Origin of the sequence: Exiguobacterium sp. s26, assembly GCF_018618235.1 — a bacterium.
Lineage (GTDB): Bacteria > Bacillota > Bacilli > Exiguobacteriales > Exiguobacteriaceae > Exiguobacterium > Exiguobacterium chiriqhucha.
In genome coordinates this window covers 279,492-294,475 of the sequence record NZ_JACSLS010000003.1, presented here as the reverse complement: position 1 = coordinate 294,475, position 14,984 = coordinate 279,492, and the positions used below count along the sequence as shown (strand labels likewise).

The 14,984-nt window shown below is 54.3% G+C and carries 18 protein-coding genes and 2 riboswitches; of the genes, 7 read left to right on the top strand and 11 right to left on the bottom strand.

Annotated elements, in window-relative coordinates:
- Positions 1 to 58 precede the first annotated feature (58 nt).
- Positions 59 to 1,066 carry an ABC transporter permease gene (locus tag KNP82_RS06290; protein WP_214827361.1) on the top strand — a complete coding sequence of 336 codons (1,008 nt, stop codon included), beginning with the start codon at positions 59 to 61 and terminating at the stop codon, positions 1,064 to 1,066.
- Entirely contained in the window at positions 1,063 to 1,710 is a 648-nt protein-coding gene (locus tag KNP82_RS06285) for an ABC transporter ATP-binding protein (protein ID WP_214827358.1), read from the top strand. The genes KNP82_RS06290 and KNP82_RS06285 overlap by 4 nt, the downstream gene beginning before the upstream one ends.
- Before the next feature lie 54 nt (positions 1,711 to 1,764).
- Here the strand turns inward: KNP82_RS06285 and KNP82_RS06280 are convergent, their stop codons facing one another.
- On the bottom strand, positions 1,765 to 2,193 hold the full coding sequence (locus KNP82_RS06280; protein ID WP_214756590.1) for a hypothetical protein: 429 nt from the start codon (positions 2,191 to 2,193) through the stop codon (positions 1,765 to 1,767).
- Between the two features lie 183 nt (positions 2,194 to 2,376).
- On the opposite strand from KNP82_RS06280, the gene KNP82_RS06275 reads away from it, so the two are divergent.
- Complete coding sequence (locus KNP82_RS06275; RefSeq protein ID WP_131471189.1) at positions 2,377 to 3,276, top strand: alpha/beta hydrolase; 900 nt, start codon at positions 2,377 to 2,379, stop codon at positions 3,274 to 3,276.
- On the opposite strand, the gene KNP82_RS06270 is transcribed toward KNP82_RS06275, so the two are convergent.
- Positions 3,233 to 3,931, bottom strand: a complete 699-nt coding sequence (locus tag KNP82_RS06270; RefSeq protein WP_214827354.1) for a CPBP family intramembrane glutamic endopeptidase — start codon at positions 3,929 to 3,931, stop codon at positions 3,233 to 3,235. The two genes, KNP82_RS06275 and KNP82_RS06270, sit on opposite strands and share 44 nt — an antisense overlap.
- 78 nt (positions 3,932 to 4,009) lie before the next feature.
- On the opposite strand from KNP82_RS06270, the gene KNP82_RS06265 reads away from it, so the two are divergent.
- On the top strand, positions 4,010 to 4,702 hold the full coding sequence (locus KNP82_RS06265) for a lytic transglycosylase domain-containing protein (RefSeq protein WP_251128654.1): 693 nt from the start codon (positions 4,010 to 4,012) through the stop codon (positions 4,700 to 4,702).
- A gap of 34 nt (positions 4,703 to 4,736) precedes the next feature.
- A complete protein-coding gene (locus KNP82_RS06260; protein ID WP_029595402.1) occupies positions 4,737 to 5,324 on the top strand; it encodes a DUF1643 domain-containing protein in 588 nt (195 codons plus the stop codon).
- Positions 5,325 to 5,339: 15 nt separating this feature from the next.
- Here the strand turns inward: KNP82_RS06260 and KNP82_RS06255 are convergent, their stop codons facing one another.
- The 9 genes from KNP82_RS06255 to KNP82_RS06215 all read right to left on the bottom strand — a co-directional run bounded on the left by KNP82_RS06255 (position 5,340) and on the right by KNP82_RS06215 (position 13,964).
- Positions 5,340 to 6,074, bottom strand: coding sequence for an energy-coupling factor transporter transmembrane component T family protein (locus KNP82_RS06255; RefSeq protein WP_214802526.1), 735 nt, complete (start codon positions 6,072 to 6,074; stop codon positions 5,340 to 5,342).
- Entirely contained in the window at positions 6,074 to 7,402 is a 1,329-nt protein-coding gene (locus KNP82_RS06250; RefSeq protein WP_214802523.1) for an ABC transporter ATP-binding protein, read from the bottom strand. Before KNP82_RS06250 ends, KNP82_RS06255 begins: the two co-directional genes overlap by 1 nt.
- Positions 7,395 to 7,970, bottom strand: coding sequence for an ECF transporter S component (locus KNP82_RS06245; RefSeq protein WP_131471192.1), 576 nt, complete (start codon positions 7,968 to 7,970; stop codon positions 7,395 to 7,397). The genes KNP82_RS06250 and KNP82_RS06245 overlap by 8 nt, the downstream gene beginning before the upstream one ends.
- Positions 7,963 to 8,556, bottom strand: a complete 594-nt coding sequence (locus tag KNP82_RS06240; RefSeq protein WP_214827351.1) for a YkoF family thiamine/hydroxymethylpyrimidine-binding protein — start codon at positions 8,554 to 8,556, stop codon at positions 7,963 to 7,965. Before KNP82_RS06240 ends, KNP82_RS06245 begins: the two co-directional genes overlap by 8 nt.
- Positions 8,557 to 8,637: 81 nt before the next feature.
- Positions 8,638 to 8,738, bottom strand: a riboswitch (TPP riboswitch).
- 61 nt (positions 8,739 to 8,799) lie between these two features.
- Positions 8,800 to 9,993, bottom strand: coding sequence for a GTP-binding protein (locus tag KNP82_RS06235; RefSeq protein ID WP_214802520.1), 1,194 nt, complete (start codon positions 9,991 to 9,993; stop codon positions 8,800 to 8,802).
- 102 nt (positions 9,994 to 10,095) lie between these two features.
- Positions 10,096 to 10,359 carry a hypothetical protein gene (locus KNP82_RS06230; protein WP_029595396.1) on the bottom strand — a complete coding sequence of 88 codons (264 nt, stop codon included), beginning with the start codon at positions 10,357 to 10,359 and terminating at the stop codon, positions 10,096 to 10,098.
- A 12-nt stretch (positions 10,360 to 10,371) separates the two neighbouring features.
- On the bottom strand, positions 10,372 to 11,253 hold the full coding sequence (locus tag KNP82_RS06225) for an SMP-30/gluconolactonase/LRE family protein (protein ID WP_131471194.1): 882 nt from the start codon (positions 11,251 to 11,253) through the stop codon (positions 10,372 to 10,374).
- Positions 11,254 to 11,429: 176 nt separating this feature from the next.
- Positions 11,430 to 12,491, bottom strand: a complete 1,062-nt coding sequence (gene rlmN, locus KNP82_RS06220) for a dual-specificity RNA methyltransferase RlmN (RefSeq protein ID WP_021067532.1) — start codon at positions 12,489 to 12,491, stop codon at positions 11,430 to 11,432.
- 69 nt (positions 12,492 to 12,560) lie between these two features.
- Complete coding sequence (locus KNP82_RS06215; protein WP_131471195.1) at positions 12,561 to 13,964, bottom strand: amidase family protein; 1,404 nt, start codon at positions 13,962 to 13,964, stop codon at positions 12,561 to 12,563.
- Between the two features lie 111 nt (positions 13,965 to 14,075).
- Here KNP82_RS06215 and KNP82_RS06210 point away from each other — a divergent pair, with 111 nt between their 5' ends.
- A complete protein-coding gene (locus KNP82_RS06210; RefSeq protein ID WP_029595393.1) occupies positions 14,076 to 14,237 on the top strand; it encodes a hypothetical protein in 162 nt (53 codons plus the stop codon).
- A 44-nt stretch (positions 14,238 to 14,281) separates the two neighbouring features.
- Positions 14,282 to 14,383: riboswitch (SAM riboswitch) on the top strand.
- Between the two features lie 64 nt (positions 14,384 to 14,447).
- The gene (gene msrA / locus KNP82_RS06205; protein ID WP_029595392.1) at positions 14,448 to 14,960 is read left to right on the top strand and encodes a peptide-methionine (S)-S-oxide reductase MsrA; all 513 of its coding nucleotides are present in this window, start codon (positions 14,448 to 14,450) and stop codon (positions 14,958 to 14,960) included.
- The last annotated feature ends 24 nt before the right edge of the window (positions 14,961 to 14,984 follow it).

Sequence of the window (14,984 nt, the reverse complement as noted above, 5' to 3'; positions counted from 1 at the left end):
TATTCCGTTCATCTTGGTCGGTTATGCTTCCTTCATCGCTATGAAGGAGGCTTTTTTTATGAACTTAGGATTAAAAGAGATGTGGCGGCAAAAACGAAAATTTTCGCTCATTTTCGTAATCACGCTACTTATCGTCTTGTTGTCGACATTGATCACCGGACTCGCGGACGGTCTGGCTTATGATAACGGGGCCACCTTGCGTGAACTCGATGTCGAGTCGTTTCAACTGGCCGATGATGCCGACGGGCAATTGACCCGCTCATTCATCGAACTGCCGACACCCGATGCGCTCACCCCGCTCGGCGTCAAATCGATGACGCTCGTCCATGGGACGAAAAAACAGGATGCCACATTATTCACACTGCCGAAAGATTCCACAATCGGGCCCGAGCTTGACCTCGCTGTCGGGGACGTGCTCGTCGACCCAAGTTTTCTCGGTGACGTCGAAATCGGAGACACGGTTCGCGATTTTGCGTCCGGGTATGCATTCACCATCGTCGGGACGACGGACGGTCGCTATAGCCACGCCCCGGTCATCTGGGCAACACAGGATACGTGGGAAGCGTTCCAGACGGCTAGCGGTCAGCCCGCCTACGTCTCGGCCTGGCTCGGGAAGGCTGACACCTCACTCGCTACGATGACGAAACAAGACGTCGTTAAGGCCGTCCCTGGGTATACGGCAGAACAAGGCACATTCACGATGATGCGCGGCTTCTTGCTGTTCATCGGCGCATTCATCTTGACCGCTTTCTTTTATATGTTGACACTCCAAAAGCTCCCGGAGCTCGGGATTTTGAAAGCAATCGGGATTCGTCCCCGTGTGATCGGCACGGCTCTCGTCATCCAGGTCATGGCCACGGTGCTCACGGCGAGCCTGCTAGCCACGGTGCTGACAGGGTTCACCGGCACGTTCGTCCCAGACGCCATCCCGTTCCGGTTCGACTTGGGCAACGTGCTCGCATATGGTGCGGTCATGGCCGCCCTCTCACTCATCGGGACATTGTTGCAGCTTTGGAAATTGCGCCGGCTTGACGCCGCCGACGCGCTAGGAGGAATTGGACAATGAAATTGACGAATATTTGCCATACGTATGACGGACAACCCATTTTGCGTGGCATCGATTTACAGGTCGAGCCCGGGGAATGTATCGGCATCATCGGACCGAGCGGTAGCGGGAAGAGCACGCTGCTCCAAATTCTTGGTTTATTGAAACGACCTGACGTTGGGCTCATCGAGCTCGAGGGACGGGAGTTGCTCGCTGCGAGTGAAGAAGAACGACGCTTGCTTCGCTTGAATGAAATCGGCTTCGTATTTCAGCAAGCCCACCTCGTTCCATATTTGACGGTTCGAGAACAACTCGAGCTCGTCCAGGCCGAAAGCGAATCTAAACAAGACCCGCTCCACCTGCTCGACGTCCTCGGTCTGAGTCATCGCCTCAATCAACTGCCGAAGCACTTGTCGGGCGGCGAACGGCAGCGCGTCGCCGTTGCCCGAGCCCTCATCAATCGGCCTCGACTCTTGTTGGCCGATGAACCGATGGCGAGCCTCGATTTCGAGAACGGGCGCCGGGTCATGGAGTTGCTCGTCGCTGAGGCGCGTAATCACGGACGTCGAGTCCTTGTCATCACTCACGATGAACGCATGCTAGACGTCTGCGACCGGGTCCTATTGCTTCAGGACGGTCAGCTTCAACCCTCGCCCCGACATTAAAAAAAGGGAAGACCGCGTCCATCGCGGCCTTCCCTTTTTGTTGTTCAAGGTTTGTCACATGGCGTGCACGCGAGCCGGCAGCTCGACCCACTCGCCCGATAGATGGCCCAAATGATGCGTCAGCCAAGCGTTGAAACCGATGACGAGCGTCAATCGACCCGCTTCATTGATGCCCGCCGAGACGACACGAATCAATCTCTCCTCGATATGTTGCGAGACGAGAGTGATGCGGGCGAGTGCGAGTACGGACCGGACGATTTCATCGGCCGACACGTCAATGGAAACGGCGATGTCCGGGACCGATAATTCGATTGCCTGCCCAGGCTGACATAAGTAGCGGTCAATTAACACGTCCAAGACGATTCCATGTTGCCGTTCCCCGCTCGTCGGAGCGCGATAGAACGTCACTCCCTCAGTCGTCGTATAATCCGTCTGTCCCATCAAACATGCCTGTAAAAATTGATACATCGCCTGTCGCTCCATCGGTTCATATCCTCCCACTTGGTGACTATTCGCTACTATCATATGTGGCAACTCTATTCGGCACAATTCGCCTTATCACATATAAGCCTTGGCGTTCCGTCATTGAAAACACACCATGACCCATATGGCGCGTGAATTGGGAACGCGTTTTCGGGTACAATAATGGGGAAAGGAGCGGTTCATATGCAGAAGAGATGGAAGGTTGGACTCGCAACATTATTCACTGGCTATTATGCCATCAGCTACTATGCGTTCAAACGCATGACACGAGGGAAACGCAAGACGCCCGAGATGCTGTTGGCCCCCTACACGAAGGAAGATCAATCCTTTTATCACGACGTGCCATTTGAGCACGTCTCGCTCCGCTCGCAAGACGGATATCGCCTCTATGGGCGTGTCTACCGAAACGAAGGCTCATCGAAGTGGATCGTCTTCGTGCATGGCTATACGGCGTCCCACAGCTTCATGGCCCCGCATTTGGCGATGTTCCATCGCCTCGGCTACAATCTGCTCGCCGTCGATTTGCGGTCCCACGGCGAATCCGAGGGCGTGTACGCCTCGTACGGCTATCATGAGAAACATGACATCGTGGATTGGGTCGACTGGTTGCGGGTTAATGAGTCCGTCTCCGAGGTCGGGCTACATGGCGTGTCGATGGGCGCCGCCTCGATTTTACAGGCCGGTCCATTGACAGATGTCGATTTTTTGATTGCCGAGTGCCCGTTCGATGACATGAGACAACTCATGCGCCATCAGTTGAACGTCTTACACCGACTGCCTGGTGATTTGTTGTTGCCGGGAATCAATTACTTCCTTTGGACGCGAGCCGGATTCCGGATGCACCAAGTCCGACCGAAACGAGCGCTCGCGGCAATCGATGTGCCGGTCTTGTTCATCCATGGGACAGAGGACGATTACGTCCCGACCTGGATGTCCGTCGAGATGAATGCGCTCAACCGCAAAAATGAGATCGCCCTCATCCACGGCGCGGAACATACGAACTGTATTTTGAAAGACCAGCCCGCGTATGAAGCGGCCGTCAGTCAGTTTCTGAATCGACGACGTGAATCGGTCCAGCAATAAGATCGAGCAAGGCATGAACGACCATCACCGGCCAGAGGATACCCATCGCCACATATAAATAACCGAGCCCCCACCCGACGAGACTGGTCGCGAGGATGCCTCGGACACCTTGATAAGCGTGGGCCAACCCGAATAACGCTCCGCCGATCAAGGCGAGCATCGGGGGCGAGACGTCCATCCACAATGTGACCGTGTAGAGCAGAACGCCACGGAAGATGAACTCTTCGGTCACTCCAGCCGTCCAAGACACGGCGCCCCACGCTCTCGCCTCCTGAATCGTCTGAGGCAACAGTAGCCGTTCAATCTCGAGCTCATAATATGGCCGTAACCGGCGCCGCAAACCCGGAGACGTTTTCACGAGCAGATAGAACGCGATCAATGCGGAGATGAGGACGCTCGTCAAAAAGAAGAACTGCCAGGCGCGCAAATCCCCCTCGGCCGGGGCGAAGCCGAGCCCGACCGCTTCAGGCGGGACCTGGAACAAAAAGATGAGGGCGAGCAACAGCAAACAGAGCCCCCACGCCGATTTGATGGTCTGATCGTACACGCGGCTTCGTCCGAGCGTTTCAATCATCGGTTTCATCAACCGGGCGTTGAACAATTGGACAATCAATAAATACACGAGAATGATGGTAAAGACGGCCTGTTCGAGCATGGATATCCACTCCTGTCCTTCCTGTTAGCTATATGCTACACTATTCGGGTATTGTCTAGAAAGCTAGGAGGCGGAATCTTGAAACGATTGATTTTGCGACTGACCGGTCTCTTGCTTGTGATCGTGCTGTGCCTCGGCGCAATCGGCTGGTTTGGTCAACATGATAAAGTGAACAACGCCCTTTACCGGGCCTATTACGGGGATCACGGCATCCCTGCTGTCCATCGTGACGTGTATGAAGATGCGGCGGCGACGTATGACGTCGATTGGCGGCTTCTTGCCGCGGTCCATCGCGTCGAGACGATTTTCTCCCATAGCTCATCGATGCGTTCATCAGTCGGGGCGATCGGTCCGTTCCAATTCATGCCGCGGACGTGGCTCGGTTGGCAGTACGACACCGACGACCAAAAAGGTGACGTGCCTGAGGACGAGGTCGATTTGACAGACCTCGCGCTGATCGAACAGTATGGCGGTCTCGGACGCGACGGTAACAACGATGGCCAGGCCGACCCGCACAGTCTCGTCGATTCGGCCCATGCAGCCGCTTATTATTTAAGCGAGCACGGTGGGACGACGGCAGATTCGACCGATTCGATTCGGAACGCCATCTTCGAATACAACCGAAGCGAGCAGTATGTCAACGATGTGATGTCGTTTTATGAGTCATATCAAACTGACGTGTCTTATTTACCGGATGACAAGGCGACGGCGACGCAACAAGTCGCCCGCTATACGATTCGCTATTTGGAATGGTTCGCCGGCTGGGTCTGACCTGGCACTATTTGAGCAAAAGTGAGGAAACATTATGAACACCCATATCGAGGAAGTGACGATTCGCGTCAAGTCGGTCTTCAATGAGGACAAGACGAAACGATATATGCGAACGTACGAATTCACAGATGTCGTCGACGGCGTCATCTGTGCCGTCATCATCTACTCACCCCGGATGAGCGATGCCTTCTTGTCTGGCACGACCACGCAGCGGGCGTATATGCTCATGCGTAACCATCTCGATCAACCGATCCGTGAGATGCGCGTCATCAGTCTCGTCCCGACACTCGCCATCAATGACAATCTGCCTTACGTCGAGTCACAGCTTGACGAGGTCAACTTTCATTACGTGGAGGAAACGCTCGACGAGGTCGAGGCGACCGGCGGAATGGTGATCGTCGGCTGGGGCTCGCCAGGACGCTTGATGCACCATGCGACCCCGTATAAGACGCTGTTCGCCGACCACGAGGCCCATATGTTCTGTATCGGCACGACGTCCAAAGGCGAGCCGCAACAGATTCGTATGGCCAACGAGAACACTGTGCTCGAGGCGTTCAATAATGAATCGGTCAAACCGAAGTTTAGAATCGTGAAAGAAACGAAACAAGACGACTCCGAGTGAGTCGTCTTGTTTCGTTTATACGCCAATCCATACGCTCACTCCGAACAATACAATCAAGAGCGACGCCAACAGAAAGTCGTACCGAGTGATGGCGACTACTTCATACGTCGCTCGTGGTTCGCCCGTGAACCCGCGTGCCTCCATCGAGAACGCGATGCGTTCCGCTTGTCGGATCGATCCGGCCAGAAGCGGGATGACTAAATTCGGAACGTGCCGAATGTGATCGAGTCGTGTCTCTAAACGAACGCCTCGCAAAGCATGCGTTTCATACAGTTGCATCAGTTCATGCTTCAAAATCGGAAAGAAACGAAAGCCGACGAAGACACTGTAAGCGATTTTAGGTGACAACTTCCCTTGTTGCATCAAGCTGTAGACGAACCGTTTGGGATCCGTCGTCAGTGTGAACAGGAGTGACAACGCGGTGAATGCTAATACCCGTAAGGAGAGCGTCGCTGCTAGTATCACATTCTCGTCGGTGACGTCGTTGCCGAACAGCGTGAACATGACCTCCCCGCTCGTCTCTTTTCCAAAGACGAGCGTCGTCCACAATGTCCCGAGCGCGGTGAATAAAAACGGAATCATGAATAGCCCCCAGCGCTTCCAGTTCACGTTAGAAAAAAGAATTTGAAGTATAAGCGTTCCGATGAATACCGCAAGCGGCGTCCATGGATTGTACATAAAGGCAAGACCGAACATGAGACACGTCACGGTCATAAATTTGATCGTCGGATTCATCTCTTGAAACGTCATCACGATTCCTCCAGCAATAAACCGTGAGCTTGTAGTAGCTCCGTCTCATTCCAGAGCGATGCATCATATGGCCCACTCAAGTAACCTTCATGCATCAAGTAATAGGTGTTCGCGATTCGGGCGAAACTAAGGTCGTGTGTCACAAACAGAACCGTCTGGCCGGCGCGGATTCGTTCAACCATCAATTCATAAAGCGCACGAAGCGATACCTCATCTTGTCCAGCAGTCGGTTCATCGAACGCGATGAGCCGTTTATTCGAGAGCATCATCACGCCGATGGCGAGCCTTCGTTTTTGACCGTGACTAAGCGAGAGTGGGTGGTCGTTACGAAACGGTCCAAGCCCGAGCCGGTTCATGATGTCCCCAATCGGACGATTATGGCCATATGCGAGTTCACGTGTCACATCACTCGTGATAAATAGATGAGCCGGAGATTGTGGGACGAGTCCCACTTCTTGATGTTCGCGGGCAAGGCTCTTGAGCCAAGTCGATTTGCCACTGCCGTTTCGACCAAGTACGGCAATGAGATCACCCTCGGCGACGGTCAGCTTGCTCGTTGCTAGGTTGAATGTTTTTCGTTTCAATTGCGGTACGTGAAATAAAATAGTATTTCCTTGTATCACTTCAACCGGAGAGAACGTATAATCCGGGCGGGCAACGAACGGTCCGTCATAGTTGATGCGTCCGTTCACGAGTTCCACTTCTCTGTCGAAGAACCCGCCCCATAGGAAGGGTCGATGCTCGATGACGACAACGTTTACCGTCTGTGCGACGTTGTCGAGCCACTGAACGAAACGGGTTGATGTCTCGGGATCAAGGTGCGCGAGCGGCTCATCGAGCAGTAGCCATTCCGGCTTCCCGATCAAAGCACAGGCGACAGCGATTTGTTGCTTTTCACCACCTGACAGGTCATGAATGACTCGGTCACGATAATCGGTCAACTGCAATTCCGCTAAAATCTTGGCCACACGCGCCATCATCTCGTCCCTCGCCACGGCAAAATTTTCGAGTGTGAAAATCAATTCCTCCTCGACCGTCTGCATGACGAACTGACTGTCAGGATCTTGAAACACCGTTCCGACACGACGATTCACCTCACCAGCTGCATACGTATCATAAGAGCGGTCAAACAAGTGTAATTTGCCTGTCACGATGCCATCGCAGTTATCCGGATACAGACGATTCAACAAAGAGAACAATGTCGATTTTCCCGACCCGCTCGCCCCCGTGATGAGTGTCCTCCCAGCCGTTAATTGAAGCGTGATATCCGTCAATACTTCGCGCTGTTTTTCCGGATAGCGGAATGACAGCTGTTCTGCCTCAACCATGCACACGTCCCTGACGCGCGATGGCATACCCTTCGAGCGCACCCGTCCGAAGCAACAAGTCGCTTAAAATCTTACCTCCCAGACCGGCAATGAGCATCCCGCTCGTCGCTCGTAACGCGAACATCGTCGCCACGTATGTCGGACTGAGGGCAGCGAGTCCACCCATGACGTACGTATACGCGAAACTAGTCGCAGCTGCACCAAATCCGGCCAGCATGAGCACCCAAAGGTCATATCGCTTGTAGCTCGTGACCGCAAACGCTGCTTCAGCACCAAGTCCTTGAATGATCCCGACTAAAATAATACGAGGTCCAATCGCGTTACCAATCATCATCTCAATCGTCGCCGCAAGCACTTCGGACAAGAATGCGGCGCCAGGTCGGCGGATGATATAAGCCGCAATAATCGAGACGATGAACCAAATCCCAAAAATCCATTCGTACGCGATCGGTCCAATCAAGCCAGCCCATAGATTCCCGACATGGACGAACGCCAAATAGACGACAGCGAACACGACCGATAAAATGGCCAACAAGACGATTTCTTTTAACTTCCACGACTTAAGCATGCTGTTGTCCCTCGTGTGACGGGCTGTTCACGCTGAACGTCACCGTCATGACGACGTGGCACGTCTTCGCACGGACCCGGTCGAACGTCGCCTCGTAAAATGAAAACACCGGTTCGATGTCGCCGTGAATGCCCGAGGCGTAATGCATCGAGTCATTGAAGACGCCACGCTCTTTCGCAAAGGCAATTTCTTCGTAGATGATGTCCATATACTTCGCGTCCCCGAGCGGATAGAGGGCGAACTGGGAAGAGACGTACTGGGTCGATACCGGACCGTTCACAGGATCAGTCGTCACGTCGAGCAGGTTGTCTCCTGCCGTGTCGCCTGGGCAGCCGACCGAGAACGTCCCGCTCATCGACATATGTTCCCCGTTCTTCGACGCATGTGACAAGACGGCTTTGGCCACGTCGAACACATGCTCACTGCGTCCCCGGATGACCGTCGAGACGTCATCGGTATGCCGCCAAACGTTTTGCAAGTTCGTCTCTTTCAATGCCCCTTTGATGACACTCACAAAATCAGATGTCATTGGGCTCAGCGTAAAGCGGAATCCGACGATCGGACTCGTACCACATTGGTTGTTCATGTTCTATTCCCCCTTATTGTATGTACACAAAAAAGCCGCATCCATGAGAATGCGGCCACTCGTCCAATGTAATAATCCATTAGAAAAAGTGCCACACTTCCTCACGCCGGTATTACCCGGATCGAGTCATAAGGGATTGGAGCCATGCTCACATCTCAGCCGAAGCACCCCTAGTGTAGTCCAATGTATGCGGTTATCTATGCAACGAGAAGTATAGACGACCGCTCCGAATTTGTAAACGGTTTATGTGAAAGTCACGATACCGTTCCCCGGAAGCGTGTCCTGCAACGTCGTCCAATCGAGCGCCATCTCCTCATCCGTCAACAGACACGCGTCGAGTCCGGCCTCGATGACCGCACGCTCCATCCGCTGCCCGATCAAGACGAGCTCCGTCTGACGGTCCCCGTACGGCTCGACGTAGTCGGCGGCGAGCTCAGGTTCTGCCGTGAACATGAGACTCCGCTCTTCCTCCGGCAGCGTCGCGAGCCAACGTCCCGCGTGTTCGAGCGTCGATGCGTACCCCGCTTGCGAGAACAGGCAGGCGATGTCGTTCCGGGAGGCGATCCATAAGAAACCTTTGGCGCGGACGACTTGATCCGGGAACGCCTCGATCCAGGCGTGGAGCCGCTCCGGATGAAACGGACGGCGGCGGCGATAGACGAACGAACTGATGCCGTATTCCTCCGTCTCTGGTGTGTGTGTCTCGGCCTCTAGTTCTTGAATCCAGCCGGCGGCGTGCATCGCCTGCTCGAAATCGAAAAGATTGACGTCCAACAGCTCCGTCAACTCCACGTTCGCGTAAACTGACGTCAACAGTTTGGCGGTTGGATTGAGCGCCTTCAACAGCCCGGCCATCTCACCGAGTTCTGTCTCGGTCACGCGGTCCGCCTTGTTCAAGACGATGATGTCCGCGAACTCGATTTGGTCGACAAGCAGGTCGACGACCTCGCGGACGTCCGTCTCATCGATGGCCTGCTTCCGTTCATGAAGCGACTCGCCCGAGTTGAAATCTTTCAAGAACCGATACGCATCGACGACCGTCACCATCGCATCGATATAGACACGGCTCGTCAAGTCGATGCCAAGGGCGTCATCGGCGTATGTAAACGTTTGAGCGACCGGAATCGGTTCTGAGATGCCAGATGACTCGATGATAATCCCGTCGAGCTCACGGTCGTTCGTGATGTCCTGTACCGCTTCGAGCAGGTCCTCACGGAGCGTGCAACAGATGCAGCCGTTCGATAGCTCGACCAATTTTTCGTCCGTCCGCGAGAAACCGTTCTGCTCGATCAATCGTTCGTCGATGTTCAACTCGCTCATGTCGTTGACGATGACCGCATATTTCTTGCCGGACCGATTGTTCAACAGATGATTCATCAACGTCGTCTTGCCGCTCCCTAAATAACCGGACAGCACCGTGATTGGAATTCGTTTCATGTATCTTCACTCCTAAATCGTAATCATTACTCTTTAGATAATGACGGGTCACCTTTGTCTTGTCAAGAAAAAACACGCCCGTTCCCGGACGTGTTCCTTTCCCTATTCTTCCAACGCCTTGCGTTCCGCCTCGGAGCGGGGATACGTGTTCGCTTGCCACTCGGCCCGATAAATCGAATCGAGTTGCGTCAGACCGACCTCATCCTCATCCTTATCGGCATCGACACTCGGGGCCTCATCCCAGCGCGGATTCAAATACGTGTGGTCGTCTTCCTGGTTCGAATCCAATAGTTTTTGAATCCCGACCCGGGCCACTGCCGCGAGTGCCAAACCGATGCCTGCACGAACGAGCAATCGCTTCACCATCTCTTTACCTCCTTATCGTCCAAACCGATAGAGCGGCATCCCTTTCACGTCTGTATCGATTTTAAAGACCGACCCCGCGTCCGGATGGGCTTTGAGTGCCTCGTCATCCATTCCTTCACGAGCCGTCGTGATGGCGAGTTGGTTCAAGTCGTCACCGACGAAACAGCACGATGTGACGTTCGGGGCCGGCACGAGCACCTCGAGCACTTTTTCACCCGTCTCCGGGTTCCAGCGCGAGACGCGGCCGCCGGCGAAGTGTGCAATCCATAAGAACCCTTCCTCATCGGACGTCATGCCGTCCGGGAATCCTTCCTCGACGGTGAAATCGATGATGGCCTCCCCTTCGCCGAGCGTACCCGTCTTCAAGTCAAAGGCGTATTTACGGACCGTCTCGGTCGGTGTATCGATATGATAGAACGTCGAATGGTCGGGTGACCATGTCAGTCCGTTCGATAATGTCAACTCGCTCAACATGACCTCGGTCGTGCCGTCGCGATTCAGGCGGTATAGTGTCGCTTGTTCCGCCTCGTCTTCAAGATGGAGCGTGCCGGCGAAGATGCGTCCGTACGGGTCGGCTTTCCCGTCATTGAAGCGGAGCTTTCCTTCCGGGTCGTCGAGTTCGACGATTTTATCGAGCTCTTTTGACGTCTCGTCCCACTCATAAATCCCGTCTTTCAAGCCGACGACGACGCCGTCCGTCACTTTCGGGACCGCGAACCCGATCTGTTGTCCCATATCGAACGACGACAATTCATCTTCCTTCTCATCGTACCACCAAAGTGTATGTCCCTCGATATCGACCCAATAGAAGCGTTTCAGTTCCGCATCCCAACACGGGCCTTCCCCAAGCGTATTTCGAACTCGAATCCATAACGCAGCGTTTACTGTCTCCATTGAATTGCCTCCACTCTCTACATTGATTTCAAGTGACTATTCCCTGAGGGGGCAATCTCTATTCAACATTTCCCAAAATAGCAACCGCTCGGAAGAAAAATATTGAACCGGGCCGGCATCCTTCTAGGGCAGAAGACAAAAAAACTCCTTGAATCATGAGATTCAAGGAGTCCCTGTCATTTTGCGCCTTCGACATTCATATGCTTGCTGCGCAACTGGCCACAGGCCGCATCGATATCAGTCCCGTGCTCGAGACGGACACCGGTATTGATGCCCCGCTTCTTCAAGACGTCATAAAACGCCATGATGTCCTCAGACGTGCTCCGCTCATACTGAATATGCTCGTTGACCGGATTGTACGGAATCAAGTTGACGTATGACTTGTCTTTAATATCGTCAATCAAGTCGGCGAGTTCCTCGGCGTGCTCCGGCAAATCGTTCACTTTCGATAAGAGAATATATTCGAACGTGATGCGTTTGTTCGTCTTCTCGACGTAATAACGGATGGCCGGCATGAGCTTGTCGAGCGGGAACGCCCGGTTGATTTTCATGATTTGCGTCCGCAACGCATCGTTCGGGGCGTGGAGTGACAGCGCCAAATTGATGCGAAGATCGAGGTCCGCGAATTTGTAAATCTTGTCGGCGAGACCGCTCGTCGACACGTTGATTTTACGCGGTGCGATGGCGAGTCCGCGTTCGTCTTTGACGACACGGAGGAAATCGACCAAGTTATCGAAGTTATCGAACGGTTCCCCGATTCCCATGACGACGATATGACTGACGCGGGCACCTTCCCCGACCTCGTCCAAATAATGTTGCACGGTCATGATCTGTTCGACGACTTCGCCGGCCGTCAAATCGCGCGTCTTCTTCAAGAGACCGCTCGCACAGAAGCTACAGCCGATGTTGCAGCCGACTTGCGTCGTCACACAGACCGAACGTCCGTATTTGTGACGCATGAGCACCGTCTCGATATAGTGTCCGTCATGCAGTTTAAGTAAAAATTTGACCGTCCCGTCGCCCGCTTCTTGTTTGACGAACAGGTCTTGCGTCGAGATGACGTATTCGGCGGCGAGCGCCTCACGTACCTCGGCCCGTACCGAGATGTCCTCGATGTGCTTGACTCGGTCGATATAGAGCGAGTCCCAGATTTGTCTAGCGTGGAAGGCGCTGTATCCCCAAGAGACGCACGCTTCCGTCAGCTGATCGAATGTCAGCCCGTATATAGATGGTTTCATTGCTATCTGTCCTTTCTTCAATCCACATACGTACCATTGTAGCGGACGTGGACGACCGGTGCAACGTTCTTATAACGGTGGGACGGGACGTGTCACGTGACGCTCGAACGCATAGGCGAGACGAATCAAGTCGCGTTCGGCATAGCTCGTCCCGGTGAATGATAGACCGAACGGGGCCCCGCTCGCCTTCAAGCGATACGGGATCGTGACGGTCGGATGGCCGGCTTTCGCCGCCATGTCATAATTGTGGTCATGCGGCAAGACGAGCGCATGAAGTTCCTGCTCGGCCAACAATCGGTCGATGCCGTCCGTCTTGGCGTGATAGACGTCGTCGAGGCGGCGCATCAAATAGGCGTCCTCAATCAAGCGACCCGATTGTTCGTTCGCTTTCTCGAACGTCTTCTGTCCGTGCGGAATCGTCTCCGGATGACTGTTGTTCCAATTAATCAAATCCGACAACGTCTCATACGGGAGCTTCGTCGAGGCGAGATACGCCTCGATTCCGAGCTTGAACTCATGATACAGGATATCCCCTTGGTCGAGCCCTGCTTTCGACGGCAGTTCGACGGTGACGACCTCGATGCCGCTCTGTTTCAGCAATGCGATTGCTTCGTCGTAGAGCACCTGCTCTTCTTCCGACAAATCGGTCTTGACGACGCCGACACGCATCCCGACTGCTTGCCGCTCATCGAGACAAGTCCGGTAAGGCGGACCGGCCGGAAGATGCGCCGTCGCTGGGTCAGCGGGATCTTCCCCGACCATCGCCTCAAGGGCGAGCACCGCATCCCGGAGTGTCCGTGCCATCGGGCCGGCCGTGTCTTGCGACCGGGAGATCGGGATGATGCCGCTGCGGCTAATCAACCCGACGGTCGGTTTGATACCAACGATTCCGTTATGGACGCTCGGGTGGATAATCGAGCCGCTCGTCTCGCTGCCGACGGCGAGCAACGTCAAGTTGGCCGCGACCGCTGACGCCGAACCTGAACTCGACCCTCCGACATCGAGCTTGTCCCCATATGGATTGAGCGTCTGGCCACCGACCCCACTCCAGCCGTTCGGCATGCCCTCGGTCAAAAAGTTGGCCCATTCGGACAAGTTCGCTTTCCCGAGGATGATGGCCCCGCTCGCGCGCAGGCTTTGGACGAGATGGGCGTCCCGGCCGGCGAAGTGATGCGCGAGGGCGACGGCCCCGGCCGTCGTCTTCATCAATCCGGCCGTCTCGACATTGTCTTTAATCAACACCGGGATGCCGAGCAACGGCAAGCGGTCACCTCGTCGAAACGCCCGGTCGGCCGCCTCGGCCTCGAACAAGGCGTCCGGGTTCACTTGAATGACCGCTCTCAGCTTATCGTTCAACTGGGCGATTCGAGTCAAATAATAGGCCGTCACGTCACGCGCCGTGAACGTTCCTTCTTTATATCCGCGATGGGCGGTCTCGATATCGAGTTCGAAACATGTGTTTGGTTCAGTCATATAGATTCCTCCTTTGGTCACTCGATGGTATTCGCTATCGCCACATGATTTCCTGTTTTCGTTCGCCAACGAATATGTAACTTGGTACACTGAAAGAAAAGGGAGGTTACTATGAACCGTTCGTACGTTCTCGTCTTATTGTCCGTCTTTGCCTTGTTCTTCTTACAGCTATATGCCGGGGACGCTCCGTATACGCTACCGCTCTCCATCGTCCTCGTCATCTTGATTCTCGGCGCCACCTTGGTCCAACTTCGACGCAAACCAAACCGTTGACGCCGCTTCAAATCTGATGGTATGATGCTCTCACCAACTACATATCGATATCTCGAGTGAACGAGAGACCTGGCTCTATGACTTCACAGCAACCTGCTTCGGCAAGGTGCTACTTCCAGCAAGGCAGTTTGCCTTGGCCGATATGACAGAGCGCTCATGTCGATGACATGGGCGCTTTTTTTTGGAAATGAACATGAGGGGGACTTATTAATGGAAAAAGCAACATTCGCAGGCGGCTGTTTTTGGTGCATGGTGACGCCGTTCGAGGAACAACCTGGCATCGAGTCAATCGTATCCGGTTATACGGGAGGTCACGTCAATGACCCGACGTATGAACAAGTGAAGACAGGGACGACGGGACACTATGAGGTCGTCGAGATCACGTTCGACCCGACGCTGTTCGCTTATGAACGACTGCTCGAACTATATTGGATTCAGACCGACCCGACCGATGACGGCGGCCAGTTCCAAGACCGCGGCAGCCAATATGCGCCGGCCATCTTCTATCATACGGAAGACCAACGCGTGAAAGCAGAACAGAGTCGCGACGCGCTCGCGGCGAGCGGACGCTTCAAACAGCCGATTGTCACGAAGATTCTACCGGCCGACACGTTCTATCCGGCCGAGGAATATCATCAAGACTTCCATAAAAAAAATCCGGCCCACTATAAAGAGGACCGGAAGAAATCTGGGCGCGACGCATTCATCGAGCAAGCCTGGTAAACAAAAGACGGGTCGTCTGACCCG